The organism is Azospirillum argentinense (assembly GCF_000632475.1).
GTDB classification, from domain to species: Bacteria; Pseudomonadota; Alphaproteobacteria; order Azospirillales; family Azospirillaceae; genus Azospirillum; species Azospirillum baldaniorum.
Map to the genome: position 1 here is coordinate 1,729,612 of NZ_CP007793.1, position 26,228 is coordinate 1,755,839.

A 26,228-nucleotide genomic window follows, 5' to 3' on the forward strand; every position below is an offset into this window, starting at 1 on the left:
AACCGGCGCAATCAATCATTAGTTCGCGCGCCCCATCAGGCGGCGTTGCCGTCGCCGATCGAGCCGGGGCGCTTTTCCACGACCTCGTCGATCAGGCCGAAGGCCTTGGCTTCCTCGGGCGACATGAACTTGTCACGCTCCATGGCCGCCTCGATGGTGTCGAGCGACTGGCCGGTGTGCTTGACGTAGATGTCGTTGAGGCGCGAACGCAGCTTCAGGATCTCCTGGGCCTGGATCTCGATGTCCGAGGCCTGGCCCTGGGCGCCGCCCGACGGCTGGTGGATCATGATCCGGCTGTTCGGCAGCGAGAAGCGCTTGCCCGGCGCGCCGGCGGCGAGCAGAAGCGAGCCCATCGAGGCCGCCTGCCCCATGCACACCGTCGACACCTGCGGACGGATGTACTGCATGGTGTCGTAGATGGCGAGGCCGGCCGAGACGTAGCCGCCCGGCGAATTGATGTAGAGCGCGATGTCCTTGCTCGGGTTTTCCGATTCCAGGAACAGCAGCTGCGAGCAGATCAGACTGGCGACGGCGTCGTTCACGCCACCGATCAAGAAGATGATCCGTTCCTTCAGCAGGCGCGAGTAAATATCGTACGCTCGTTCGCCCCGGTTGGTCTGCTCGATGACCATCGGGACCAGAGCATTCATCTTCGGTTCGAAGTCGTACATGGTGGTCTTCCCTGCTCCCGCAGCTCGGTTAGTCGTCTGAGCAGTCTACATATAGGAATGGAAAGGGGCGACCGGTAGGCCGCCCCTCAACCTTTCTGACGATCAGGCCGCCTCGGCCTCCTCGTCGGGGTCCTTCATCAGCTCTTCGGCGGACACCGGCTTCTCGCTCACCTTGGCCTGATCCAGGATGTAGTCGACGACCTTGTCCTCGAAGAGGGGCGCGCGGAGGTTTTCCAGCGCTTCCCGGTTCTGCTTGAAGAACTCGAACACCTGACGCTCCTGGCCGGGGAAGCGGCGGGCTTCCGCGATCAGGGCGCGGTTGATCTCGTCCTGGGTCACCTGGATGTCGTTGCGGCGGCCGATTTCCGACAGCAGCAGGCCCAGGCGCACGCGGCGCTCGGCGATGCCGCGGTACTCGGTCTTCAGCTCCTCTTCCGGCTTGCCGGCGTCCTCACCGGCGGTGCCGTTCTTCAGTTCCTGCTGAAGGCGCTGCCAGATGCCCTCGAACTCGACGTCCACCATGCCCGGCGGGACCTCGAAGGAGTGCGCCTCGGCCAGCTTATCGAGGAGCTGGCGCTTGACGCGCAGGCGCGACACATTGGCGTACTCGCTCTTGATGCGGTCGCCGACGGCCTCGCGCAGCTTCTCCAGGCTCTCCATGCCGAACTCCTTGGCGAGGTCGTCGTTGACCTCGGCCGGGACGTTCTTGCGGAGTTCCTTGACGTCCACCTCGAACACGGTGTCGGCGCCCTTCAGGCGGTCGTGCGGGTAGTCGGCCGGGAAGGTGACCTTCACCGTGCGGTGCTCGCCGGCCTTGGCGCCGACCAGCTGGTCCTCGAAGCCCGGAACGAACTGGTTGGCGCCCAGCTCCAGCGGGTAGTCCTTGCCGTCCATGCCCGGCAGGGCCTCGCCATCGACCGAACCGGCGAAGTCGATCACGGCGATGTCGCCCTTCTCGGCCGCGCGGTCCTCGGTGACCGGGGCCTGCACCGAATGGGCGGAGGCCAGACGGGTCAGCGCCTCGTCGACGGCCGAGTCCTCGACCGTGGCGACCGGCTTCTCAAGCTCCAGGCCGCTGAGATCGCCCGGCTCGATGTCCGGCAGAAGCTCGACGCCCATGGTGTAGGACAGGTCGCCGCCGTCCTCGTACTTCTCGACATTGATCTTCGGCTGCATGGCGATGCGCAGGCCGCGCTCGTTCAGCGCCTGACGCGAGCTGTCGGCGATCGCATCCTCCAGAGCCTCGGCCAGCACGCTGCCGCCGTAGCGCTGCTTGATCACGGCAACCGGCACCTTGCCCGGACGGAAGCCGGGGAGCTGCACCGTCCGGCGCAGCTCTTCGAGCCGGCCCTGCACCTTCTGTTCGATATCCTGGGCGGAAATGACGACCTTGTACTCGCGCTTCAGGCCGTCGGCGCTGGTCTCGGTGATGTTCATCGGAACGAAAGCCTATCTCGTTGTCCGGCCCGGCGGCGCCCGTCCGGGCGGCCCGAAACCGTGTGTTCCCATGCGGTCCAAGCTGTTGCCATGGTGCGGGCGAAGGGACTCGAACCCCCACGACCGAAGTCACCGGAACCTAAATCCGGCGCGTCTACCAGTTCCGCCACGCCCGCAATGGCATAGACAGCCCGCGACGGGTGCGGAACACCCGACGGACTGCCGGCGAAGTCCGCTCTATAGCACAGGGTTCGCGCCGCAAACAGGCAAAATGGGCGCCGTTCCGCACGCCATTGGTGGGGGACGCTTGACGCGATGACGACGGCGCCCCGGCGGGCGGCGAACCGGCTCATCCGCCCCCCTTTCCCAGCGACCGGATGGAGGAGGAGGCGTTGACCTTGCCCTCCCCCCGGTACGCTTCGTGGTTGGCGTCGATTTCCCCCAGCTTGTAGCGGTAGTTGATCATCATCCCGCAAGACTGCCGCAACCCCTTGGGCGACCGATCGCCCAGCCAGTTCAGCCGCTCCATGCGGGCGCCGTTGCTGAGGTGGAAATGCGCGACCGGATCGAGCGCCCGAGCCGGCGCCGCACCTGGCCGTTCGCTGCGGCGGTCCGACGCGCGCGCCGTCGTCAGGTAATGCGCACACAGCCGCATCAACGGGCCGCGCAACTGCTTTTGAAGCTCGTCGTCGGCGTGCCAAGAGGGCAGAGCCAGGGCTCCGGCCAGCACGGGACGCTCGTCCGCGTCGCTTTCCGTCTCCGATTCGCTGGCGCCCGGACGGCTGGCCATGGCTTCGGCGATGCGTTCCGCCTCGGGCGGGCTGAGCAGAGAATCACCGCGCTCGGCCAATTCCCGGTCCAGCCAGCGGCGGAAGCCGGGAATCGGCGACAGGGTGGCGAAGCATTTGATGTTGGGAAACTCGCCGGTCAGCCCGTCCACCACCCGCTTGATGAGGAAGTTGCCGAAGCTGATTCCCGCCAGCCCGACCTGGGCGTTGGAGATGGAATAGAAGATGGCGCTGTCCGCGCTCTTCGGGTCGCAGACCGGGGCGGAGGGGTCGAGCAGCGCCTGGACGTTGTCCGACATGCCCTGGACCAGCGCGACCTCGACGAAGATCAGCGGCTCGTTCGGCATGCGCGGGTGGAAAAAGGCGAAGCAGCGGCGGTCGGAGTCGAGGCGGTCCTTCAGGTCCCGCCAACCGCTGATCTCGTGCACCGCCTCGTACTTGATGAGCTTTTCCAGGAGCGAGGCCGGGCTGTCCCAGGTGATCCGGCGCATCTCCAGGAAGCCGACATCGAACCAACTGCGCAGCAGGCTCTTGAGATCGTCCTCCAGCGCCTGGAGCAACGGTTCGCCGCGCGCCATCTCCATCAGCTCGGCGCGCAGGTCCACCAGGAACTTCACCCCTTCCGGCAGGCCGTTGAACTGGGTCAGCAGGCGCAGCCGCGGCGGCTCCAGCGCTCGTCGCAGGGCGCGCTCGGCATGGCCGCGCGACACCGGGTCGCCCGCCGTCTGGAAGGTCGCCATGGCTTGGTCAACGGCAGCGCGGTCCACGTCGAAATCGCGCGCCAGCATCATCAGGAAATTGCGCCGCCCCTGCCCGTCCAGCGCCAGATAAGTGCGGCCGAGCTGCGCCGCCCGCGCCCGCGCCGACACCTCGCCGCCGCGGCCCTCCAGGCAGGCTTCGATCTGTTCCTTCAGCCGCTCCGCGTCCTCCTTGGGCAGATTGGCGCGCGGCGCGGCGCCGACCACCCCGCGGGCGGAGGCGGCGATCTCGCGCCAGCCCGCGCGCAGCGTGTCCAGAGTGCGGTCGAGCAGCCCCGGCGGCGTGCCCACCCCGATGGCGGGGGGCTGGGTCGGGACGGGCTGGCTGGACCGGGTCTCAGCGGATTTGATCTCGGGCGTCTCGCTCATACCCTAGAGTCTGGCGTGCGGGCGCGCTCTCGGCAAGCCATAGCTTGAGCCCGGCCCTAAGGGTAAGCCCCCTGTCCAGGCGTATGTATGCCCTGGGGACGCCGGGTCAGCGCGCGCCCGCCTTGAGCCGCTTCAGCACCCCCGGCAGCGCGTCCGGCAAATCCTCGGCGATCAGGCCCGGCCCGAAGGCGTTCGCCGCCTCGCCGTGCAGCCAGACCGCGGCGCAGGCGGCGTCGAACGTGTCCGTCCCCTGGGCGATCAGCCCGAGCGCGATGCCCGCCAGCACATCCCCCGACCCGGCGGTCGCCAGATCGGCCGGAGCGTTGGCGTTGATGACGGCCCGCCCATCCGGTGCCGCGACCACCGTGTCGGCACCCTTCAAAAGGACGACCGCGCCACAGCGCGCCGCCGCGGCACGGGCGCGGGTCAATTTGCCGCCCTCCTGCGCCGCGATATCCGGAAAGACCCGGGCGAATTCGCCTTCGTGCGGGGTCAGCAGACAGCGCCCGTTCAACCGGTCGAGCAGGTCGGCGGGCGACTCGGCGAAGCTGGTCAGCGCGTCGGCGTCCAGCACGCAGGCCTTTCCAGCACCCAGCGCGGCGAGCGCATGGCCCCGCGTGTCCGCCCCGACTCCGGCTCCCGGTCCCAGCAGCACCGCGTTCTTGCGCGGATCCACCAGCAGAGCCTCGAAGGCCGCGCCGTCCGCCACATCGGTCACGATCAGGCTGGGCGAGCCGGCGGCGTAGATCGGCATCGAGTCGGGTGGGCAGGCCACCGTGACCAGCCCTGCCCCGGCGCGCAAAGCGCCCCGCGCCGACAGCCGCGCCGCGCCGGTCATCCGCGCCCCGCCAAGCACCACCGCGTGCCCTCGCGCGTATTTGTGCGCGTCGAGCCGCGGCCAGGGGTAGCGCTGCCGCCACAGGTCGGGGCCGTTCACCAGGGTTTGCGGCGCGATGGCGTCCAGCACCGTGTCGGGAATGCCGATGTCGGCGACCACCACCTCCCCGCAGAGAACCCGGCCGGGCAGCAGCAGATGGCCGGGCTTGCGGCGGAAGAAGGTGACGGTCAACGCCGCCTGCGGGGCCACTCCCATCACTTGGCCGCTGTCGCCGCGCAGGCCGCTGGGCACGTCCACGGCAACGACGGTGCGCCCCGCCATCGCCTCGACGACGTCCTTGGCCATGCCGTCGAGCGGGCGGGCCAGCCCGGCCCCGAACAGCGCGTCGATGACCAGAGGGTTGCCTTCCAGCAGCCAGGGGTCGGCGGCCTCCACCGGCCCGGTCCAGCGCCCGGCCGCCACCGCCGCGTCGCCGCGCAGCGCGGAGCGCGACCCCAGCAAGGCCAGCCGCACCGGCCAGCCCGCTTCAAGAAGAAGACGCGCGATGACGAAGCCGTCGCCACCATTGTTGCCCGGCCCGCACAGGACGACGGTCGGGTGCGGCGCCCAGCGCTCGCAGACCGCGCGCACCACCGCGGCCCCCGCCGCCTCCATCAGCACAGGCCCCGGCACACCGCCCGCCATGGTCAGCGCGTCGGCGCGGTACATCTCCGCCACGGAAAGCAGTTCGTCCATCGCCTCCACCCGCCGCAATCCCGCATCACCGTCACCCGGCACAATAAGCACCGCGACGGCCGCAGCATAGCCGGGCACAGGGGGAATGAAAGGAATGGCCTGATTGGCACAGGAATTGGAAGGAAGAACTGGGGCGATGGATGGGACTCGAACCCACGACCGCTCGGACCACAACCGAGAGCTCTACCAACTGAGCTACCACCGCCACCGGGGGACGGAATGAACCGTCCGCAAACACCCCACCCGCCGTTTCGATCGATGCAACGCCGACGTGAACTCCTCACGAGGCACGCGCATCCACCGTCAAGGGGGACTGGGGCGATGGATGGGACTCGAACCCACGACCGCTCGGACCACAACCGAGAGCTCTACCAACTGAGCTACCACCGCCACCGGGGTCGCCTATTTGCCCCAAGGGACGGGGCGGGTCAAGCTCTATTTTGCACCGCGTTTATCAATGTGAAAAGCCTGACGAACGCCGGCCCTACCCCATCCGAAAGGGTACAGCTGCGCGGATTGCTTGCAGCTTGTGCACAAATATTGTTCACTTCGCCCTATCCGTTGGCAGTCGCGTGCCGCCCACGGTGGCATCGGCCCGCTGCGGCCCGGCATCCCACGCAGCCGGATCGCAACCCCTCCGATTGGCACGCAACGTGCTTTACTTCGGACCGTCGGCAGAGCCGTGGACGGTGCCTGCCGGCGTTGGCACCTCGTACACGAGAGACCCATGAAGAAGATCGAAGCCATCATTAAGCCGTTCAAACTCGACGAAGTGAAGGAAGCCCTTCACGAAGTCGGCATCAAGGGCATCACCGTCACCGAGGCCAAGGGCTTCGGCCGTCAGAAGGGGCACACCGAGCTGTACCGCGGCGCGGAGTATGTGGTCGACTTCCTGCCGAAGGTGAAGATCGAGGTGGTGATGGAGGACTCCCTGGTGGAGCGGGCGATCGAGGCGATCCAGCAGGCCGCCCACACCGGCCGCATCGGCGACGGCAAGATCTTCGTCACCCCCGTGGAAGAAGTTGTCCGCATCCGGACCGGCGAGAAGGGAGGCGACGCGATCTGATCGCGTCCCGGAAACCCGACCACCGGCCAACATGAACCAGCCCCGCCCACAACCGACGCAAAGCCGGCCGACACCGATCGGGCCGACGCAGACCGTCGCAACCGCGACCGGAACGATCCGTGCGTGGAGGCCCATCCGGGCGCGACTTTTTGTGCTGTCACGTTGTGTGCTTGGGAAAGGCATGACATAACGTCCGCCGCGAGCGCCGTCACCCGCCCCTCGGTCGGTTTGACGCAGCGGGACCCAAACCTCTTAAGCGTGGAAAAAGAGATATGTCCGACATCAGCAAGGTCTTCGACCTGATCAAGGAACACGACGTCAAGTACGTGGACCTCCGCTTCACCGACCCGCGCGGCAAGCTGCACCACACCGCTCAGCACGTCTCGACCATCGACGAGGACGTGTTCGAGGACGGCATCATGTTCGACGGCTCCTCGATCGCCGGTTGGAAGGCGATCAACGAGTCGGACATGATCCTCCAGCTCGACCCGACCACCGCCGTCATGGACCCGTTCTCGGCCCAGCCGACGCTGAACATCCTCTGCGACGTCTACGAGCCGTCGACCGGCCAGCCCTACGCCCGCTGCCCGCGCGGCATCGCGAAGGCCGCCGAGAAGTACATGGCGTCGGCCGGCATCGGCGACACCGCCTACTTCGGCCCGGAAGCCGAGTTCTTCGTCTTCGACGACGTCAAGTTCAAGGTCGAGATGAACAAGGTGTCCTACGAGTTCGACTCGGAGGAAGGCCCGTACACCTCGGACAAGGACTATGAGGACGGCAACCTGGGCCACCGCCCGGGCGTCAAGGGCGGCTACTTCCCGGTCGCTCCGGTCGACAGCGGCTCGGACCTGCGCGCCGAGATGCTGAGCGTGCTCGCCGAGATGGGCGTGCCGGTCGAGAAGCACCACCACGAGGTGGCCGCTTCGCAGCATGAGCTGGGCATCAAGTTCGACACGCTGGTCCGCACCGGCGACAACATGCAGTACTACAAGTACGTCGTGCACAACGTCGCCCACGCCTACGGCAAGACCGCGACCTTCATGCCGAAGCCCGTCTTCGGCGACAATGGCTCGGGCATGCACATGCACCAGTCGATCTGGAAGGAAGGCCAGCCGCTGTTCGCCGGCAACCAGTACGCCGACCTGTCGGAGCTGGCGCTGTACTACATCGGCGGCATCATCAAGCACGCCAAGGCGCTGAACGCCTTCACCAACCCGACGACCAACTCCTACAAGCGTCTGGTCCCGGGCTATGAGGCTCCGGTTCTGCTGGCCTACTCGGCCCGCAACCGTTCGGCCTCCTGCCGCATCCCGTACGTCGCGTCGCCGAAGGGCAAGCGCGTCGAGGTCCGCTTCCCGGATCCGTCGGCCAACCCGTACCTGGCCTTCGCTGCCCTGCTGATGGCCGGTCTGGACGGCATCCAGAACAAGATCCATCCGGGCGAGGCGATGGACAAGAACCTGTACGACCTGCCGGCCGAAGAGCTGGCCAAGGTTCCGACGGTTTGCGGCTCGCTGCGCGAGGCCCTGGACAGCCTGAAGGCCGACAGCGCCTTCCTGCAGAAGGGCGACGTGTTCACCAAGGACATGATCGAATCCTACATCGACCTGCGCACCGAGGAGCTGCTGGCCTTCGAGACCATGCCGCACCCGATCGAGTACAAGATGTACTACTCGGTCTGATCCGTCGGACTTCGGTCCTCCGGTGCCCGCCCCGCCCTCGCGGCGCGGCGGGCACCACCGGAGGGCCGAACCGTGGAGCAGAGCACGAAAAAGCCCACCGACGGCACCGTCGGTGGGCTTTTTCGTGTCCGGGACTTGAAGGGTGTCTCAGGCGGTGCCGCCGAAACGCCGGGCCGCCTCGATGGTCAGGCCGGTGCCGACCGAGCCGAAGATGTTGCCCTCCACCACGCGGGCACCGGGCAGTTCGGCCAGGATGGCCGCCCGCACCTGCGGCAGCAACGTGGAGCCGCCGGTCAGGAACACAGCGTCGATCTCCGCCGGCAGCGTGCCGGCCTCGGCCAGACAGGCGCGCACCCGCCCGCCGATGCGGCCGGCCAGGATCGCCGTCGCCTCGTTCAACTCGTCCACCGACACCGGGCGCGTCAGGCCGCCCCCGCCCCAATCCAGCAACAGGCCGGCCTCCGGCCCGTCGGACAGGGCGATCTTGGTGCGCTCCACCGCCATGGCCAGCGCGTGCCCCAGCCGATGCTCGACCACGCCGATCAGCCGCTCGATGCGGTCCGGAGTCGCGGAATCGCGCTTCAGACGCTCCAGATCGGCCATCGCCTTGGCGGTGTAGAGGAAGTTGATCTTCGACCAAGTCGCCAGATCGAAGAACAAATGCTTGGGGGCCAGCAGACCGGGGCGCTTCATGGCGCTGCCGTGGCCAAGCAGCGGCATGGCCGTCGCCAACGACAGGTCGCGGTCGAAGTCGGTGCCGCCGACACGGATGCCGTCGTTGGCCAGGATGTCGGCGCTGCGGTCGGCCCGCCCGCGCCGCTCCGGCCCGATGCGGACGATGGAGAAGTCCGACGTGCCGCCGCCAATGTCGGCGATCAGGGCCAGCTCCTCCCGCTCGACCTGCTGCTCGTAGTCGAGCGCGGCGGCGATCGGTTCGTACTGGAAGGAGATGCCGCGGAAGCCGACGGAGCGGGCGATCTCGCCCAGAGTCTCCTCCGCCGCGGCGTCGCCCGCCGGGTCGCCGTCCACGAAATGCACCGGGCGCCCGAGCACCACGTCGGTCAGTTCGCTGCCGAGCGCCGTCTCCGCCCGCTCCTTGACCGCGGCCAGGAAGGTGGCGATGACCGCGCGGAAGGTGATGCGGCCTTTGCGCAGCGCGGTGTCGGCGTCGATCAGGTCGGTGCCCAGCATCGACTTGATGGAGCGCATCAAGCGCCCCTCGACGCCCGACGCATAGGCGTCGATGGCCGCCTGCCCCACCGTCACCGCGTCGGCTTCGAAATCGAAGAAGACGGCGCTGGGCAGGGTCGTCCGCGCGCCGTCGAGGGCAAGCAGGCCGTAACCGCCCCCTCCCGTGCCGGCAGCCGCGGACGCCGTCCGCACGCCGAGCGTCGTGTTGGACGTGCCGAAATCGAGGCCGCAAGCCGTCATGGGAACCCCCGCCGTGATGGAAGGGGCGAGGCTATACAGGGGCCGGGCCTGCGGATCAAGACGCGCGACGGAACAGGCCGCGCTTGTCCTTCTTATTCGGCCGGGACACTGCGGGTGGCCACGATGTGGTTCAGGGTGATGGTCATCACCGCCTCGCCATGCTGGTTCAGCGTGGTGTAGGCCAGCCGGACCGTGCCACGGTCGCCGCGGCGGGACGGGATGGCCTCCACCACCTCCACCCGGACGCGCAGCGTGTCGCCGGGCCGCACCGGGCGCAGCCAGCGCAGTTCGTCGCCGCCCGAGCCGCCCAGGCTGGTGCCGGTGATGGCCCCGGTGTCGCGGAACAGCCGGAAGGTCAGGGACAGGGTGTGGAAGCCGCTGGCGATCAGCCCGCCGAACGGCCCCTCCGCGGCGGCCACCGCGTCCATGTGGAAGGGTTGCGGGTCGAAGCGCTGGGCGAAATCCATGATCTGGCTGTCGGTGACCGTCGCCCCTTCGGTGTCGATCACGTCACCGACGCGGAAATCCTCGAAGTAACGCCCCGCCATGCCCGCTGCCCTCCCGTTCCATCGGTCCTCGTATGGACAGCGCTAAATGTAGATGGCGCCATCCATATAGAGAACCGCTTTCCCGGCGATCTTCACACGGTCGCCTACCAGTTCACAGGACAGGGAACCGCCGCGGGCCGAGACCTGCCGGGCCTTCAGCCGCTCCTTGCCCAGCCGCTGCGCCCAATAGGGGATCAGCGTGCAATGGGCGGAGCCGGTTACCGGGTCTTCGGGAATCCCCTGGGCCGGCGCGAAGAAGCGGGAGACGAAGTCCACGCCGCCGCTGCCCGGCGCCGTCACGATGACCGCGTAGAAATCCTCCAGCCGGGCCAGGGCGCTCATGTCGGGGGTCAGGCCGCGCACCGTCGCCTCGTCGTCATAGACGACCACGAGGTCGCGCGCCTTCAGCAGCGCCGTCGGCGGCGGTCCGCCCAGCGCGTCGAGAAGGCCGGCCGGCGGCCCGGCCAGCGGTTCCGGCGGGCGGCTGGGGAAATCCAGCGTGTAGAGGTCGCCGTTGCGGGTGACGCTGAGGGTTCCGGCTTCCCGGGTGGCGAAGTCGATGCGCGGGCAGCCCCACTCCAGCATCGTCGCGATGACGAAGGCCGAGGCCAGCGTGGCGTGACCGCACAGGTCCACCTCGACCGTCGGGGTGAACCAGCGGATCTCGTAACCGTCGCCGCGGCGGACGAGGAAGGCGGTCTCCGCCAAGTTGTTTTCCGCCGCAATGGCCTGGAGCGTCGCGTCGGGAAGCCAGTCCTCCAGCGGCACGACCGCCGCCGGGTTGCCCGCGAACACCGCGTCCGCGAAGGCATCGACCTGATACAGGGGAAGGCGCACGGTGCCTCCTTAGGGTTTCTCGGTGAATAGGAATGCCTGGGCGTGCCGCTCCATCCCCGCCGCCTCGTAGAAGGTGACCGCCTTGGGCGCCGACAGGAGAAGGCAGGTCACGCCCTCCCCCACCGCGGCGCGGGTGCGGCGCATCAACTCCTTGCCGATGCCGCGCCCCTGACAGGCGCGGTCGACGGCGAGGTCGGACAGGTAGCAGCAGAAGGCGAAATCGGTGACGGAGCGGGCGACGCCGATCAGGTCGCCGTCCGCCTTGCGGGCGGTGACGATCAGGCCGGCGTTGCGCAGCATCGCTTCCACCCGCGGGCGGTCCGCGACGGGCCGGCGTTCGGCCAGCCCGGAGCGGTGAAGCACGTCGATGAAGGCGTCGGCGGTCAGGTCGGGCTCGACGGCGTAGAGGATCGCATCGGCACTCATCGCATCAACCCCGCCAGAACGGCTTGTTGACCTCGCTGTCCACGTCGGCGCGGGACACGCCGATGTCCTTCAGCAGATGATCGTCCAGCCGCATCAGCGCCTGCCGCTGCCGCCACCGCTCGTAGCCGTTCAGGCCGGCCTCCATCACGAACCAGACGGGGCGGATGCCGACGGAGAGGGCGCGCGCGATGACCTTGAAGACGGTCGTGAACGAGGACGATCCGGACGAGCGGGTCGCTTCTGTGATGCGCATAATGTGCCTCCTTCATCAAAACATTCGGCCCCGAACAATCGAGACAATGGTGATTATGTCCGCGCAATCATCCCGGTCAATGTCGTTATTGTCACCATTACATTTCCGATATCGGATGTATCCCGCCGGCCACACCCACCCGTGACACCCCCCTGGACGAGCCCAACCTCCGGCGCCCTCACCCTCCGGGCATGAAAAAGGCCGGCCGCGGAAAGCGGCCGGCCCGGTGTGGCGCCCTGACTGGCGCCGGATGCGGTCCCGTTACTCGCGGTTGCCCATGAGCTGGAGGAGCATCTGGAAGAGGTTGATGAAGTTGAGGTAGAGCGAGAGGGCGCCCATGACGGCGAGCTTGGTGTTGGCCTCATGCCCGTAGCCCTCGGCGTACTCCTCCTTGATGCGCTGGGTGTCGTAGGCGGTCAGGCCGGTGAAGATGACCACGCCGATCACCGAGACGGCGAACTGCAGCGCGCTGGAGCCGATGAAGATGTTGACCAGGCTGGCGATGACGATGCCGATCAGGCCCATCATCAGGAACGAGCCCATCTTCGACAGGTCGGCCTTGGTGGTGTAGCCCCACAGGCTCATCGCCGCGAACATCGCCGCGGTGATGAAGAACACCCGCGCCACGCTGGCCCCGGTGAAGACCAGGAAGATCGACGCCATCGACACGCCCATCACCGCGCAGAAGGCCCAGAACAGCCCCTGCAGCGCGGTCGCCGACATCGCGTGGAAGCGGAAGGACAGCACCATGATGAAGGCCAGCGGCGCCAGCATCACCACCCACTTCAGCGGGGTCGTGAAGATCGGAACGTACAGCGCCGGCGTGCTCGCCACGAACAGCGCCACAAGCCCCGTCACGCCAAGGCCGAGCATCATGAAGTTGTAGACCCGCAGCATGTGCTTGCGCAGGCCCTCGTCGAACGCCGCACGGTCCACGCCCGCGGCGCCGGCGCCCCAACGACTCTGGTTGGGATACTGGTCGAACATTGCGAAAACTCCCTCGTTCAAGCTTCTAACCGGCAAGCCTCGGACCGGCGGGGGGCACATGGCAGCAAATTGGGCAGCGGGTCTGCCGCGCTTGAGCGGCGGCGGGACGGTATGGCTGCGCTGTCCACCGAAAAGGCCCTCCAGATGCGGTCATGCCCGTCGGCGCAAAAGCAGATGAAGAGGTCCGACATCGCGGCCGACGACTCGGCTGCCAGAGGGGCCCGGACCCTGATTGCCCTAATAGTTGGCCGTGTGGCCGGCGCCTTTCAAGATGCCCGCCCGCTCAGCGGTTCCACACGAACGGGAGCTTGGAACACGCCTGGCTGTTCCCATATGGCGGCTTGGGAGCGACCGGTCCGGGAAGCCGGGCCGCCGCTTCACCCGTCAACAACCACCAGAGCCGGATCAACAACATGGAGAGTGCCGCGTTGAGCGACCAGCACCACAGACGCCTCGAACGGCGGGTGGATCGCATCCAGGAGAAGCTTCCCGACTCCATGGCGCGGGTGTTGGCTTGGCTCCGCGAGCCGCGGGCGACCTGGGTGCGCGTCCCCGCCGGGCTGCTGCTGATTCTCGGCGGTCTGCTCAGCTTCCTGCCCGTGCTGGGCATCTGGATGCTGCCCCTCGGCCTCGTGCTGCTCGCCTACGACGTTCCGTTCCTTCGCCCGCCGATCAACCGCGCGCTGGTGCGCGGCGAGCGGCGCTGGAAGGAGTGGAAGCGGCGGCGCCGCGCCGCTTCCTCGTCCTCATGACCGTCTCCTCTGACTGCACCGTTCCGTCAGGAATAGGAGCCGGTGCGGGCCGGCGTGCGCTCCAGCGGCCCTTCACCGGGGCTGTAGCGCTCCGAACGCGGACCGGACAGGCGGTCGTGGTCCTCGTCCGCCACCATGGCCTTCAGCGGGCAATGGCCGCTCATGCCGCGGGCCACCAGGGCGGCGCCAGCCAGACCCATGATGGCGCCCCGCACGTCGGCGCCGCGGCGCACGCCGCCCGCCGCCATGACAAGGCCGAGGCCGGTGGACACGGCGCGTTCCAGCGGCCCGAGATTCCGTTCGCCCCCAAAGAAGCGGTCGTAGGTGTGTCGGATGGCGTTTTCGGCGCTCATGCCTGAATTCTCCCGGCTGTGCCCGGCGCGAAAGGGATGCCGAAGCGGCGCCGGGCGGTCCTGACTGCAACGCCCGCCCGGCCATCCGGGTTCCCGAGTTGCCAGCGCAACCGGAACCGCACAATTGCGACAATGCGGTGACACTTGTCGAGCGATCGGTACAATGTCATCATTGTCCCCATGACACATTGGGTTCCTGATCTGGAGGGGCGGCAAGGCCCCCGTTACCGCGCCATCGCCGACGCCCTGTCCGACGACATCGCCAACGGACGGCTCGCCCCCGGCACGCGGCTTCCCACCCACCGCGACCTCGCCTACCGCCTCGGCGTCACCGTCGGCACCATCACCCGCGCCTACACCGAGGCGGAGAAGCGCGGGCTGATCGGCGGCGAGGTCGGGCGCGGCACCTTCGTGCAGGGGCAGCGGCACATGCCCCCCTCCGACCCCTTCAGCTGGACGCCCCGGCCCGAACCCTCCGTCGTCAACATGACCGTCGTGACGCCGGAGCACCCGATGTCGGTGCCGATGATGGGCGCCACCCTGGCCGCCATCGGCGCGTCACCGAATCTCGGGGCGCTTCTGGAATACGCGCCGCACGCCGGCCTGCCCGCGCACCGCGCCGCCGGGGCGCAGTGGCTGACGCGGCAGCACCGGGTGGCCACCTCCGCCGACACGGTCCTGCTGACCACGGGCGCGCAGAACGCCATGGCGGTGGCGCTGGCCGCGGTGGCGCGCCCCGGCGACGTCGTGCTGACCGAGCGGCTGACCAACTACGGCATCAAAACCCTGAGCGCGGTCGAGGGCTACCATCTGGAAGGCATCGCCATCGACGAGCATGGCGTGGTCCCGGACAGTTTCGACAGCGCCTGCCGCCGTCTGGCGCCCAAGGCGCTGTATCTGGTGCCGACCATGCACAACCCCACCGCCTCCGTCATGCCGCAGGCCCGGCGCGTGGAGATCGCCGCCATCGCCCGCCGCTACGGGGTGATGCTGGTCGAGGATGACGTGTTCGGCTTCCTGGTCCATGACGCCAAGCCCATCCAAGCCATCGCCCCGGATGTCACCGTCTACGTCAACAGCTTGTCCAAGAGCGTGTCGGCCGGCCTGCGCGTCGGCTATGTGGTCGCTCCGCCGGCCCTGGTGCCGCGCGTCGAGGCGGTCATCCGCGCCCTGCAATACTCCTCCCCGCCCCTGCCGCCGGAGGTCGCGACGCGCTGGATCACCGACGGCAGCGCCGACCGCATCGCCGAGGCCCAGCGCGGGGAGGCCATGGCGCGCCAGCAGATCGCCCGCTCCATCCTGCCCGCCAGCGCCGTCTGCGGGCACGCGTCGGCGCAGCATCTCTGGCTGGTCCTGCCCGAGCCCTGGCGGCGCGACGATTTCATCGCCGAGGCGCTGCGGCGCGGCGTGAAGGTGACGGGTGGCGACGTGTTCGCCGTGGGCCGGGCCAGCGCCCCCCACGCCGTGCGGCTGGGCCTCTGTCACCCGCACAGCCGGGACGAGCTGGCGCGCGGCCTGCGCACCCTGGCCGACCTGCTGGAAAATCCGCAGACGGCGATGCTGTCGATCGTGTGATCGAGGAGAAGCGGAAGGGCCGCGCCCTTACGGGAACGGCCGGACCGTGTGCAGATGGTTCAGCGGGCCGTGGCCGTGCCCGAAACCGGGAGCCGAGCGGATGGCCTCGTCCACATAGGCGCGGGCGCGGGCCACCGAATCGCGCACGCTCAATCCCTGGGCGATGCCGGCGGCGATGGCCGAGGCCAGGGTGCAGCCGGTGCCGTGGGTGTGCGGGGTGTGGATGCGACGCCCCTCGAACACCTCCTCGCCATCCTCGGTGAGCAGCAGGTCGCACAGCCGCTCGTCCTCCAGATGGCCGCCCTTCAGCAGGACGGCCTTCGGTCCGAAGGTGCGGATCATCTCGGCGGCGCGGCGCATGTCGTCCAGGTTGCGCACCGGAATGTCGGTCAACGCCTCGGCCTCCGGCAGGTTGGGGGTGACCAGCTCCGCATGGGGCAGCAGGCGCTTGCGCAGGGTCTGCACGGCGTCGGGCTCCAGCAGGAAATGGCCGCTCTTCGAAACCATCACCGGATCGACGACCAACGGAACGTTGATGGCCCGCGCCTCATACTCGCCGGCCACCGCCTCGATGACGGCGGCGGTGGCGAGCATGCCGATCTTGATGCTGTCGGCCCCGAGATCCTCCAGCACCACCTTCATCTGCAGGGCGACGAAGGCCGGATCGACGGGCAGCACACCAAAGACCCCCGTCGTGTTCTGCGCGGTCAGCGCCGCGATGGCGGTCATGGCGAAGGCGTTCAGCGCGCTGACCGCCTTGATGTCCGCCTGGATGCCGGCACCGCCGCCGGAATCGGACCCGGCGACGATGAGAACACGGCCGTTGATCGGGTGGGCCTGCATCGGGATTGCTTCCGTCTGGTCGTCTGGTTGGAGGGTGGGCCTTAGGAGGCGGTCTCCAGCCGGGCGGCGTCCGTGATGGCGCCGGCAATGTCGGCCACCACCGCGTGCACCAGCCCTTCGTCGTCGCCTTCCGCCATGACGCGGATCACCGGCTCGGTCCCCGACTTGCGGATCAGGATGCGTCCCGACCCGTTCAGCCGCGCCTCGCCGTCGCGGATCGCCGCCTGGACGGAAGCGATCTCCAGAGGCTTCGACCCGGCGGCGAAGCGGACGTTGGTCAGCTTCTGCGGCACCGGGGCGAAGACCTGGCAGACCTCGCTGGCCGCCCGGCCGCCGGACTGGATCAGCACCGCCAGGACCTGGAGTGCGGCGATCAGCCCGTCGCCCGTCGTGGAATAATCGGACAGCACGACGTGCCCCGACTGCTCCCCACCGACGTTGTAGCCGTGCTCGCGCATATGTTCCACCACATAGCGGTCACCGACCGGCGTGCGGACCAGAGCGATGCCCAGCCCCTGGAGGTGCCGTTCCATGCCCAGGTTGGACATGACCGTGGCGACCACGCCGCCGCCCTTCAGCGTCTGCGCCTGCGCCCAGGAAGAGGCGATGAGCGCCATCACCTGATCGCCGTCGACGACGCGCCCAGCCTCGTCGACCATGATCAGGCGGTCGGCGTCGCCGTCCAGCGCAATGCCCAGATGGGCGCCGTGGGCCACCACCTGCTCCTGCAGGGTGCGGGTGGCGGTGGCGCCGCAGTCCTTGTTGATGTTCAGGCCATCCGGGTTGACCCCGACCGGGATCACGTCGGCCCCCAGCTCGTACAGCACCTTCGGGGCGACGCGGTAGGCGGCGCCGTTGGCGCAGTCCACGACGATCTTCAGCCCGTCCAGCCGCAAGCCGCGCGGGAAGGTGTTCTTCACATACTCGATGTAGCGGCCCGTCGAATCCTCAAGGCGCGAGGCGCGGCCGAGATCGGCGGAGCCGGCGAGGTCCGGCGCGAAGGGCTGGCCCATGCGCGTCTCGATGGCGATCTCCACCGCGTCCGACAGCTTGTAGCCGTCCGGGCCGAACAGCTTGATGCCGTTGTCCTGATACGGGTTGTGCGAGGCGGAGATCATCACGCCGAGATCGGCGCGCAGCGAGCGCGTCAGCATGGCGACGGCGGGCGTCGGCAGCGGGCCGAGCAGCACCACGTCCATGCCCATGGAGATGAAGCCCGCGGTCAGCGCCGGCTCCAGAAGATAACCCGAGAGGCGGGTGTCCTTGCCGATCACCACGCGGTGCCGGTAGTCACCCCGGCGGAACTGCAAAGCGGACGCCATCGCGACGCGCAGGGCGGTTTCCGCCGTCATCGGGTCGATGTTGGCGGTGCCACGGATGCCGTCGGTGCCGAACAGGTGTCGCGTCATGAAATCCCTCAGGAATAGGCCAGTCACTGTACCGCAATCGCGGATGTGGTGAGAAGGTCATCGCTTGCCGCGGGGGGCAGGGTCAAGAACCCTTCCGCGCAGACGCCAAAGGGTTACGCGCACGCTGCGATCACGGCACCCTTGCAGGGTGCAGCCCCTCCCAGACGGCGCGCGCCTGGATCGTTTGGGGAACGTCATGCACACGCAGGATCTGCGCGCCCTGGTTCAGCGTTTCCAGCCCCCCGGCCAGCGAGCCGCCCAGACGCTCCTTCGGCGGCTCGCTGCGCGACAGCTTGCCGATCAGGGTCTTGCGCGACAGCCCGATCAGCAGGGCGCAGCCCAGCCCGTGATAGAGGGCGGTGTGGCGCAGGATGTCGAGATTGTGCTCCACCGTCTTGCCGAAGCCGATCCCGGGATCGATGGCGATGCGCTCCAGCGCCACCCCGGCGGCGAGGCAGGCCTCCACCCGCTCTTCCAACCAGTCGAACACGTCGAGCGCCGCGTCCTCATAGGTCGGGTTCTGCTGCATGGTGCCGGGTTCGCCCCGCATGTGCATGACCACCACCGGGGCCGCCTTCTCCGCCACCAGCGGCAGCGCGCCGGGGTCGCGCAGCCCGGCCACGTCGTTGATCAGCGCCGCCCCGGCGTCGAGCGCCGCGCGCATCACCCGCGCGTGGCGCGTGTCCACCGAGACCACGGCGCCCTTGGCCGCGAAGTGGCGGACGACCGGCAGGACGCGGGCCTCCTCCTCCTCCGGCGACACGGGGGCGGAACCGGGACGGGTGGATTCGCCGCCGACGTCCAGCAGGTCGGCGCCGGCCTCCAGCATCGCCTCGCCATGGGCGATGGCGATTCCGGCGTCGAAGAAGTCGCCCCCGTCGGAAAAGCTGTCCGGCGTCACGTTGACAATGGCCATGATGCGCGGACGCCCGAGGTCCAGCCCGGCGAACGGCGCCCGACCACGGGTCAGTGCGCCCAGCCGCTTGTCGAGGCTCTGCGCCACGGCGGTGCCGCGCTCCCACCCCCAGGCCATGATTTCGGTCAGCGGCGCGAAGGCCCGCTCGATCCGCGCCCCCTGCCGGACGATCAGTTCGGCGGTGGCGAAGGAAAAGCGCCCGCCGGCCAGCGGCACCGCCGTCCCGGCGCTCCAGGCGGCGATGGGCAGCAGCCCGACCGGCCTCAGATAGACGCGGACACCACCCTCCCCCGCCCACGGCGCGAAGGAGGCGAGCGAGCCGGCGGCTGACTTCGGGGCGGGCTTGGCGATCGGGGTCTTTGCGATCGGGGGCATGGCGACGATTCGTGCAGCGGAACGGAAGACCGCAGCCTGTCACGGCGGGAAGCCCCGGCGCAAGAGACTGCGGTCCATCGTTTCACCGGAGTTTCACCGGAACGCCGTTGCTCTCGGTGTTATGCGCTCTTGGGCAGCGGGGCCAGGGCAGCCAGCATCTGCTTCTTGCGCTCGCCATAGATGCTGCCGAGTTCCTCGGCGCGCTTGTCGTCGAGCGCCTTCTTGGCCTCCTCGAACAGCTCCTCCTCCTCCTCGTCGAGGTGGTGGCGGGTGACCTCGCCCAGCACCTGGAGCTTGGCCTTCCAGGCGGTGCTGTCGGCGGGCATGGCGTTCAGCTCGTCGAGGAAGCCGTTGATGATGTGGTGCTCGTTCAGGCCCTCGGTGGTCTCCTGCTTGGTGTTCTTGGCCTTGGACAGCGATTGGTAGAAGACGGCCTCCTCGATCTTGCCGTGCGCCCACAGCTCGCGCTGCAGATCCTCATAGGCGGCGCGCCCGTCGCCGTCCGCCTTCTCGGCCGCGTCGAGCAGGCGGCGGATGGTGTCGTGGTCCTGCTTGATCCGGTCGAAGATGCTGGTCATCGGTCCTGTCCCGTTGTTGCGATGTCTCGACGGGATTCAACCCTGGCTCCGATCCCGGTGTTCCCGGTGCCAAACGGGGTCAGCCATGCCGAACCATCCAGTGCAGGCTGAACAGGCTCCGCTCGTCGGTCCAGCTCCGCTCGGTGCGCCAGCCGGCGCGGGCGGCGAGGCGACGGAAGCCGGGTACGGAGTATTTGTAGGAGTTCTCGGTGTGGATCGTCTCGCCGCGGGCGAAGCGGATGGGATGGCCGGCGACGCGGACGGTCTGGTCGTCCAGGCTGCGCAGATGCATCTCGATCCGTCCGCGCGCGGTGTCGTAGCGGGCCACGTGGGCGAAGCGGTCCAGATCGAAGGTGCCGTCCAGTTCGCGGTTGATGCGGGCCAGCAGGTTCATGTTGAAGGCGGCGGTTACCCCGCGGGCGTCGTCATAGGCGGCCTCCAGCACCGCCGGGTCCTTGCGCAGGTCCACCCCGATCAGCAGCCGCGCCCCGGCCCCGAGCCGCCGCCCCAAGCCGTTCAGGAAGGTCATCGCCTCGGCGGGCCGGAAATTGCCGATGGTGCTGCCGGGAAAGAAGGCCATCGTCCGTTCCGGCGCGACACCCCGCGGCAGCGCGAAGCCCCGCACATAATCGGCGGCCACCGGCACCACCGTCACCGCCGGATAGTCGCCGGCCAGCCGGGCGGCGGCGGCGATCAGATGGTCGCGGCTGATGTCCACCGGCACATACATGGCCGGCGCGTCCAGCGAGTCGAGCAGGATGCGCACCTTGACGCTCGACCCGCTGCCCAGCTCCACCAGGGTGGCGCCGCGCCCGGCCAGACCGGCGATCTCCTCGGCGCGGTCGTGCAGCAGCGCGGTCTCGGTCCGCGTCGGGTAATATTCGTCGAGCGTGCAGATGGCGTCGAACAGGGCCGAGCCCTCGGCGTCGTAGAAATACTTGCAGGGCAGGCTCTTGTCCGGGCGGGACAGCCCTTCCAGCACGTCGGACAGGAACACGTCATCCTGCGCCGGCCCCTGCGCGAGATGGGCGCGGGCGGCGGAAATTGCGGTCATCAAGCGTCCTCCGCGAGGCGCACGCCGCTGAACATCCAGCGTTGGTGCGGATAGAAGAAATTCCGGTAGGTGGCGCGGGCATGGCCGTCCGGCGTGGCGCAGCATCCGCCGCGCAGCACATACTGGTTGGCCATGAACTTGCCGTTGTATTCGCCAACCGCCCCGACAGCGGGACGGAAGCCCGGGTAGCCGCTGTAGGCGCTGGCCGTCCATTCCCAGACGTCGCCGAACATTTGGGCAAACCCCTCGTCCGCCGCGGCGGCCACCGGGCGAAGCAGCCCGCTACCCAGCGTGTTGCCGGTGGGAGAAAGCCCGGTGGCGGGAATGCCGGCGGCGGCGGCGGTTTCCCACTCGGCTTCCGTCGGCAGGCGCTTGCCGGCCCAGCGGGCGAAGGCGTCGGCCTCGTAGAAGCCGACGTGGCTGACCGGGGCGTCCTCGTCCAACGGATGCTCACCCAGCAGGGTGAACTCCCTCCAGCCGCCGTCCTCGCCGCGCCGCCAGTAGGCCGGCGCCTCCCACCCCTCCGCGTTGACCGTGGCCCAGCCGTCGGACAGCCAGAGCGCCGGGTTGCGGTAACCGCCGTCCTCGACGAAGGCCAACCACTCCCCGTTGGTCACCGCGCGGGAGAACAGCCGGAAGGGGCGCAGCAGCACCTCGTGCCGCGGTCCCTCGTTGTCGAAGGCGAATCCCTCGCCCGCATGGCCCACCGCGACGATCCCGCCGTCCACCGCGATCCAGCGCCCCTCATGGGCGGGGCCGCGCAAGGCGGGGCGGTACGGACGGTAGGCGGGCGCGACCGGGTTGCAGGAGAATAGGTGCAGCAGGTCCATCAGGATCAATTCCTGATGCTGCTCCTCGTGGGCGAGGCCCAGCGTCACCAGCGGGGCCAGCCGCTCGGCGTCGCCACGCTCCAGTAGGGTCAGCATGGCGGCGTCGACATGGTCGCGGTAGGCCGCCACCTCGGCCACGCCGGGCCGCGTCACCAGACCGCGCCGGGGCCGCGGATGGCGGGCGCCGACGGCCTCGTAATAGGAGTTGAAGAGATAGCCGAAAGCCGGATCGAAGGGCCGGTAACCCGGCAGATTCGGACTCAGCAGAAAGGTTTCGAAGAACCACGTCGTGTGGGCCAGATGCCATTTGACCGGGCTGGCGTCCGGCATGGACTGCACCACCTGATCCTCCGGCGACAACCCGACGGCCAGCTCCGCCGAGGTGGCGCGCACCCGGCGGAATCGGTCGGCGAGTCCGCCGGCTTTGGCGGCTGTTTTGAGCATGGGCGCTGTTTCCCTCCCCCGCCTGACAGGTTCCGGTAAAGCTGTGCCGCTTCGCAGGGCCGCCAACCCTCCTTTCGGAGTGGCCCGGACGCACCGCCCGGCGGCAACGCTCCGCCCCACTGCCTGTTCACAGCGGATGACGCACGGATTCCGACGATCGAACGATGGAGGAACGGCATTCATGCAACCGCGTCTCAAACCCATTGACGAGCAGGTGATCGTCATCACCGGCGCGTCGAGCGGTATCGGGCTGGTCACCGCCCGCATGGCCGCCCGGCAGGGCGCGAAGGTCGTCCTGGCCGCCCGCGACCGCGACGCGCTCGCCCAGGTGGCGGAGGAGATTCGCGCCGAAGGCGGGGACGCGATCCACTGCGTCGCCGACGTGGCCGACCCCGACGCCCTGCGGAGGGTGGCCGACGCCGCGGTGCGCAGCTACGGCCGGATCGACACGTGGGTGAACAACGCCGGCGTGGCGATCATCGGCAAGCTTCTGGAAACCGCCCCGGACGACCACCGCCGCCTGTTCGAGACGAACTACTGGGGCGTGGTCAACGGCTCGCTGGCGGCCATCCCCCACCTGCGGCAGGACGGCGGGGCGCTGATCAACATCGGCAGCGTGCTGTCCGACCGCGCCATCCCGCTCCAGGGCGCCTATGTCGCCACCAAGCACGCCGTGAAGGGCTTCACCGACGCGCTGCGCATGGAGCTTGAGGCGGAGGGCTGGCCCATCTCGGTCAGCCTGATCAAGCCGGCGGCGGTCGACAGCCTGTACGAGGACCACGCCCTGAACCTGCTGGACGCGGAGCCGAGCAACCCGCCCCCGGTCTACGCGCCGGAGGTCGTGGCGAAGGCCATCCTGCATTGCGCCCGCCGGCCGATGCGCGACCTCTATGTCGGCGGCGGCGCCAAGCTGTTCGCGCTGGCGGAGACCTTCGCGCCGCGGCTCACCGACCGGATCATGGAGCGGACCCTGCCGCGGGTCATCCGCTCCGGCGGGCCGCGCCGCCCGCGCAACGACGCCCTGCACAGCCACGGCGACGACGGGCGGGAACGCGCCGGCCGGCATCGCTTCGTGCGGGAAACCAGCCTCTACACCGAGGCCAGGATGCATCCCTGGGTCACCGCCGCGGTGGTCGCCGGTTTCGGCGTGCTGGCCGGGGCGGCGATGGCGCACGGCTGGGTGCGGGACGAGGACGCAGCGTCGGGGCTGAACCGGCACCGCCGGTCGATGCGGCGGCATCGGGACCGGATGGACGAGGAAGGGCGCACCATCGGCCACAACGCCAAGCCGGCATGGCAGGCTGCGGAAGAAGGCATGGTGACCTTTCCCCGCTGACCGCCGGTCTACACCGACTCCCTCGCCGCCTCGGTCACGGGAGCGTGGTGGCGCCCGCGGGTGGCACGCAGCGCCAGGATCGGCTCCAGCTCCTCCGCGAGGACGGGGCGGCTGAACAGATAGCCCTGGAAGCTCTCGCACTTCAGGCTGCGCAGAAGCTGGAGCTGCGCCTCCGTCTCCACCCCCTCGGCGACCACCGACAGGCCGAGGCTGCGGCCCAGACCGACGATGGCGCGCGGGATGGAATCGCCGGTTCCATCCTGCTCCAGATCGAGGATGAAGGAGCGGTCGATCTTCAGCTTGTCGATCGGGAAACGGTGCAGGTAGTTGAGCGAGGAGTAGCCGGTGCCGAAATCGTCCAGCGCGATCAGGCACCCGCGCTGCTTCAGCGCGCGCAAGGTCGCGATGGCCGACGGAATGTCGTCGATCAGGGTGCCCTCGGTCACCTCGATCTCCAACTCCCATCCCTGGAGGCCGTTGCGGTCCAGCGCGGCGTCCACCTTGGCGGGAAGCTGACCATCGCGGAACTGCTGGGCGGAGACGTTGACGGCGACCGGGACCGTCAGACCGATCTGGTCGTGCCAGCGGCGGATCTGGGCGCACACCTCGTCCAGTACCCAATCGCCGATGGCCTGGATCAGGCCGGTTTCCTCGGCCACGGGCAGGAAGCGGTTCGGCATGATGAGGCCGGCTTCCGGATGGCGCCAGCGCAGCAGAGCCTCCACCCCGACCACGAGATCGTCGGAAATGCGCAGCTGCGGTTGGTAGACCAGGAACAGCTCCCGGTTCTGCAGGGCACGGCGCAGCGCCGCCTCCAGGTCCAGACGCTCGCGGGACCGCGCGCCCATCTCGCGCGTCACGAAGCGGTAGGCGTTCCGCCCGGCGTCCTTGGCGTTGTACATGGCTATGTCGGCGCAGCGGATCAGTCCCTCCGCATCCTCCGCGTCGTCGGGAAACAGGCTGATGCCGATGCTGGGCGACACCACGAAGTTCCGCCCGCCGATGGTGAAGGGCGCGGCGAGCTGCGCCATCACCTTTTCCGCCACCGCGGCGGCCACGCCCGGCGTCTCGATGTTCGGGACGACGATCAGGAATTCGTCGCCGCCCAGCCGGCCCACCGTGTCCGATGGACGCATCGCCCCGTGCAGCCGCCGCGCCACCGACCGCAGAACCTCGTCGCCGAAGGAATGACCCAGGCTGTCGTTGATGATCTTGAAGCGGTCCAGATCGATGAACAGGACGGCGACCCGCGCGCCGTCGCGCCGCGCCTCCCGGGCCGCCTGGGCGATGCGGTCGAACAGCAGGACGCGGTTGGGCAGGCCGGTCAGCGGGTCGTAATGGGCCAGATAGTGGACGTGCTGCTCGGCCCGCCGCTTGTCGCCGATGTCCTCGACGAAGGCCATGACGAAGGGCGGGTCGCCGGGTGTGGACACCGGCTGGAGGTGAAGAGAGAAGTGGCTGTGCCGTCCACCGGCCAACAGCAGGCGGTCGACCTCCAGCCGCGCGCTCTCCCCGGCAATCGCGGAGTCGATGGCGGCGATCACCGCCGGGTCCGGGGCGCGCAGCCTCGTGTCGGTTCCGATCAACCCGTCGCGCGCCACCCCGACCGTGCGGGCGAAGGCCGGGTTGCAATCGGTGATCCTGGCGTCCGGCCCGATCAGGGCGATGCCCAGCGGCGCCTGGTTGAACAGCAGGTCCAGCTCCGTCTCACGCTGGCGCAGCGAGGCGGTGATGCGCCCGGCGATCACCAGCGCCCGGTGGCGCGTCGCGGCCAGCGCCCACAGCAGGGCGGACAGCAGCAGGCTGAGCGACAGCCCCGTTGCCAGAACCAGTGTCGGCTTCCAGTGGTCCAGCCCTTCCTCGAAACTCGCACGGCTCTCGTACTGGACCGACCAGACGCGGTTGACCAGGGCGAGATCGCGGCTCGTGGTCAGCAGCGGCCGGTCCGACGCCTCCGGGCGGCTGCGGTAGAGCGGAAAATCCCCTTGCCCTTCGAACACCGTCGCCGCGACGTCGCCCATCCGGCCGAACACGGACTCCGCCAGCGGCGCGACCTGGATCGGCGTCATCACCAGACCGGCGAAGGCGACCCGCCGCTGTTCCTGCGTGGCGGGGCGCTGCCCGTCACGGTAGACGGCCTGGAAGACCAGGAAGGAGGGCGACGACGGCTCCCCCTCATCGAGCCGCAGTCCGACGACGCGGACGACCGTCGGCTCGCCGCTGTCCCGCGCCTGCTCCGCGGCGGCACGGCGCACCGGCTCCGCCAGCAGATCATAACCGAGCGTGCGCAGGGTGCGTTCGTTGACCGGAGCGGCGTACAGCGTGACGAGCCGCATCGGGCCTGTGGTGTCCGGCCAGATCCGGAAGCCGCGGAGCCCGTCCATCCGGGCCTCCGTCACCAGCTCCGGGCCGGTCCATTGATCGGCGACCCGCGCGAAGGCGACGGCGGTCACCGCCGGAAAGCGCTCGGCAAGATGCAGCCCGTCGACGAACCGGCTCCATTCCGCGCGCTTCACCTCGGGATAGGCGGTGAACAGGGCGGCGGCGGAGCGCGTCACCTGCACGTAGGCCTGGATCTGATTCTCGAAACGGCGGTGCAGTTCCTCCACCCGCAGGGCGAACCGGCCTTCGGCCTCCGCAGCGACGCGCTCTCGGGTGTCGTGCCACACCAGCGCGGTCAGCAGAAGCGCTGCCAGCAGAACCAGAAGGGGAAGGCGCTTGGGAATGGCCAGCGCATCGGTGGCGGAGTCGGCCATGGCATCGGCAGCGGACTCGCCCGGCGCGCGGTCGATCGGATCGGGGCTGGAAGACCTCTGCATGGGGCCGTACCGAAGCTGCCTGTGACGCCGCCACCCGGACTCCGACCATCGGAACGACGCGCGCCGGTAGACCTTAACCAGAATGTGCGCGTGCGAGAAGCGTATAAATATGGGCGAA

At 68.9% G+C, this 26,228-nt stretch carries 23 protein-coding genes and 3 tRNA genes; 5 read left to right on the forward strand and 21 right to left on the reverse strand.

What is annotated here, in order from left to right; translation table 11 throughout:
* Nucleotides 1–35: 35 nt before the first annotated feature.
* From clpP to ABAZ39_RS08280, 7 genes are all read right to left on the reverse strand, one after another.
* Nucleotides 36–671, reverse strand: a complete 636-nt coding sequence (clpP, locus tag ABAZ39_RS08250; protein WP_038528407.1) for an ATP-dependent Clp endopeptidase proteolytic subunit ClpP — start codon at nucleotides 669–671, stop codon at nucleotides 36–38.
* A 102-nt stretch (nucleotides 672–773) separates the two neighbouring features.
* A complete protein-coding gene (gene tig / locus ABAZ39_RS08255; protein WP_038528410.1) occupies nucleotides 774–2,108 on the reverse strand; it encodes a trigger factor in 1,335 nt (444 codons plus the stop codon).
* 91 nt (nucleotides 2,109–2,199) lie between these two features.
* Nucleotides 2,200–2,284 (reverse strand) — tRNA-Leu (locus tag ABAZ39_RS08260).
* A 173-nt stretch (nucleotides 2,285–2,457) separates the two neighbouring features.
* Entirely contained in the window at nucleotides 2,458–4,023 is a 1,566-nt protein-coding gene (locus ABAZ39_RS08265; protein WP_038528413.1) for a malonyl-CoA decarboxylase, read from the reverse strand.
* A 106-nt stretch (nucleotides 4,024–4,129) separates the two neighbouring features.
* Nucleotides 4,130–5,596, reverse strand: coding sequence for a bifunctional ADP-dependent NAD(P)H-hydrate dehydratase/NAD(P)H-hydrate epimerase (locus ABAZ39_RS08270; RefSeq protein WP_038528416.1), 1,467 nt, complete (start codon nucleotides 5,594–5,596; stop codon nucleotides 4,130–4,132).
* 129 nt (nucleotides 5,597–5,725) lie between these two features.
* Nucleotides 5,726–5,801 (reverse strand) — tRNA-His (locus ABAZ39_RS08275).
* Between the two features lie 109 nt (nucleotides 5,802–5,910).
* Nucleotides 5,911–5,986: transfer RNA gene (locus ABAZ39_RS08280), tRNA-His, on the reverse strand.
* Between the two features lie 337 nt (nucleotides 5,987–6,323).
* Here ABAZ39_RS08280 and ABAZ39_RS08285 point away from each other — a divergent pair.
* A complete protein-coding gene (locus ABAZ39_RS08285; RefSeq protein WP_014240107.1) occupies nucleotides 6,324–6,662 on the forward strand; it encodes a P-II family nitrogen regulator in 339 nt (112 codons plus the stop codon).
* Nucleotides 6,663–6,934: 272 nt separating this feature from the next.
* Nucleotides 6,935–8,344 (forward strand): type I glutamate--ammonia ligase, encoded by a 1,410-nt coding sequence (glnA, locus tag ABAZ39_RS08290; protein ID WP_014240105.1) that lies wholly within the window; start codon nucleotides 6,935–6,937, stop codon nucleotides 8,342–8,344.
* Nucleotides 8,345–8,491: 147 nt separating this feature from the next.
* On the opposite strand, the gene ABAZ39_RS08295 is transcribed toward glnA, so the two are convergent.
* The 6 genes from ABAZ39_RS08295 to ABAZ39_RS08320 form a co-directional block, all read right to left on the reverse strand.
* Nucleotides 8,492–9,775 (reverse strand): Hsp70 family protein, encoded by a 1,284-nt coding sequence (locus ABAZ39_RS08295; protein WP_038528420.1) that lies wholly within the window; start codon nucleotides 9,773–9,775, stop codon nucleotides 8,492–8,494.
* A gap of 92 nt (nucleotides 9,776–9,867) precedes the next feature.
* The gene (locus ABAZ39_RS08300; protein WP_014240103.1) at nucleotides 9,868–10,323 is read right to left on the reverse strand and encodes a MaoC family dehydratase; all 456 of its coding nucleotides are present in this window, start codon (nucleotides 10,321–10,323) and stop codon (nucleotides 9,868–9,870) included.
* A gap of 42 nt (nucleotides 10,324–10,365) precedes the next feature.
* On the reverse strand, nucleotides 10,366–11,160 hold the full coding sequence (locus ABAZ39_RS08305; protein WP_038528422.1) for a PhzF family phenazine biosynthesis protein: 795 nt from the start codon (nucleotides 11,158–11,160) through the stop codon (nucleotides 10,366–10,368).
* A gap of 9 nt (nucleotides 11,161–11,169) precedes the next feature.
* Nucleotides 11,170–11,586 carry a GNAT family N-acetyltransferase gene (locus ABAZ39_RS08310; RefSeq protein WP_038528425.1) on the reverse strand — a complete coding sequence of 139 codons (417 nt, stop codon included), beginning with the start codon at nucleotides 11,584–11,586 and terminating at the stop codon, nucleotides 11,170–11,172.
* A gap of 4 nt (nucleotides 11,587–11,590) precedes the next feature.
* Complete coding sequence (locus tag ABAZ39_RS08315) at nucleotides 11,591–11,839, reverse strand: DUF1127 domain-containing protein (RefSeq protein ID WP_038528427.1); 249 nt, start codon at nucleotides 11,837–11,839, stop codon at nucleotides 11,591–11,593.
* A 261-nt stretch (nucleotides 11,840–12,100) separates the two neighbouring features.
* Nucleotides 12,101–12,826 carry a Bax inhibitor-1/YccA family protein gene (locus ABAZ39_RS08320; protein ID WP_038528429.1) on the reverse strand — a complete coding sequence of 242 codons (726 nt, stop codon included), beginning with the start codon at nucleotides 12,824–12,826 and terminating at the stop codon, nucleotides 12,101–12,103.
* 428 nt (nucleotides 12,827–13,254) lie between these two features.
* On the opposite strand from ABAZ39_RS08320, the gene ABAZ39_RS08325 reads away from it, so the two are divergent.
* Entirely contained in the window at nucleotides 13,255–13,578 is a 324-nt protein-coding gene (locus tag ABAZ39_RS08325) for a hypothetical protein (protein ID WP_038528432.1), read from the forward strand.
* Nucleotides 13,579–13,604: 26 nt separating this feature from the next.
* Here the strand turns inward: ABAZ39_RS08325 and ABAZ39_RS08330 are convergent, their stop codons facing one another.
* A complete protein-coding gene (locus tag ABAZ39_RS08330; RefSeq protein ID WP_014240096.1) occupies nucleotides 13,605–13,931 on the reverse strand; it encodes a YgaP family membrane protein in 327 nt (108 codons plus the stop codon).
* A gap of 180 nt (nucleotides 13,932–14,111) precedes the next feature.
* On the opposite strand from ABAZ39_RS08330, the gene ABAZ39_RS08335 reads away from it, so the two are divergent.
* Complete coding sequence (locus tag ABAZ39_RS08335) at nucleotides 14,112–15,506, forward strand: aminotransferase-like domain-containing protein (protein WP_038528435.1); 1,395 nt, start codon at nucleotides 14,112–14,114, stop codon at nucleotides 15,504–15,506.
* 27 nt (nucleotides 15,507–15,533) lie between these two features.
* Here the strand turns inward: ABAZ39_RS08335 and thiD are convergent, their stop codons facing one another.
* From thiD to egtB, 6 genes are all read right to left on the reverse strand, one after another.
* Nucleotides 15,534–16,349 (reverse strand): bifunctional hydroxymethylpyrimidine kinase/phosphomethylpyrimidine kinase, encoded by an 816-nt coding sequence (thiD, locus tag ABAZ39_RS08340; RefSeq protein WP_175428576.1) that lies wholly within the window; start codon nucleotides 16,347–16,349, stop codon nucleotides 15,534–15,536.
* Between the two features lie 41 nt (nucleotides 16,350–16,390).
* On the reverse strand, nucleotides 16,391–17,758 hold the full coding sequence (gene glmM / locus ABAZ39_RS08345; RefSeq protein WP_038528438.1) for a phosphoglucosamine mutase: 1,368 nt from the start codon (nucleotides 17,756–17,758) through the stop codon (nucleotides 16,391–16,393).
* Nucleotides 17,759–17,888: 130 nt separating this feature from the next.
* Complete coding sequence (gene folP / locus ABAZ39_RS08350; protein WP_038528440.1) at nucleotides 17,889–19,049, reverse strand: dihydropteroate synthase; 1,161 nt, start codon at nucleotides 19,047–19,049, stop codon at nucleotides 17,889–17,891.
* 119 nt (nucleotides 19,050–19,168) lie between these two features.
* Nucleotides 19,169–19,627 carry a hemerythrin domain-containing protein gene (locus ABAZ39_RS08355; RefSeq protein WP_014240091.1) on the reverse strand — a complete coding sequence of 153 codons (459 nt, stop codon included), beginning with the start codon at nucleotides 19,625–19,627 and terminating at the stop codon, nucleotides 19,169–19,171.
* Between the two features lie 79 nt (nucleotides 19,628–19,706).
* A complete protein-coding gene (egtD, locus tag ABAZ39_RS08360) occupies nucleotides 19,707–20,681 on the reverse strand; it encodes an L-histidine N(alpha)-methyltransferase (protein ID WP_051657876.1) in 975 nt (324 codons plus the stop codon).
* Nucleotides 20,681–21,955, reverse strand: a complete 1,275-nt coding sequence (gene egtB, locus ABAZ39_RS08365; RefSeq protein ID WP_038528443.1) for an ergothioneine biosynthesis protein EgtB — start codon at nucleotides 21,953–21,955, stop codon at nucleotides 20,681–20,683. The genes egtD and egtB overlap by 1 nt, the downstream gene beginning before the upstream one ends.
* Nucleotides 21,956–22,136: 181 nt before the next feature.
* Here egtB and ABAZ39_RS08370 point away from each other — a divergent pair, with 181 nt between their 5' ends.
* The gene (locus ABAZ39_RS08370; protein WP_038528445.1) at nucleotides 22,137–23,291 is read left to right on the forward strand and encodes an SDR family oxidoreductase; all 1,155 of its coding nucleotides are present in this window, start codon (nucleotides 22,137–22,139) and stop codon (nucleotides 23,289–23,291) included.
* Nucleotides 23,292–23,299: 8 nt separating this feature from the next.
* Here the strand turns inward: ABAZ39_RS08370 and ABAZ39_RS08375 are convergent, their stop codons facing one another.
* Nucleotides 23,300–26,110 (reverse strand): bifunctional diguanylate cyclase/phosphodiesterase, encoded by a 2,811-nt coding sequence (locus ABAZ39_RS08375; RefSeq protein ID WP_247881557.1) that lies wholly within the window; start codon nucleotides 26,108–26,110, stop codon nucleotides 23,300–23,302.
* Nucleotides 26,111–26,228 lie beyond the last annotated feature (118 nt).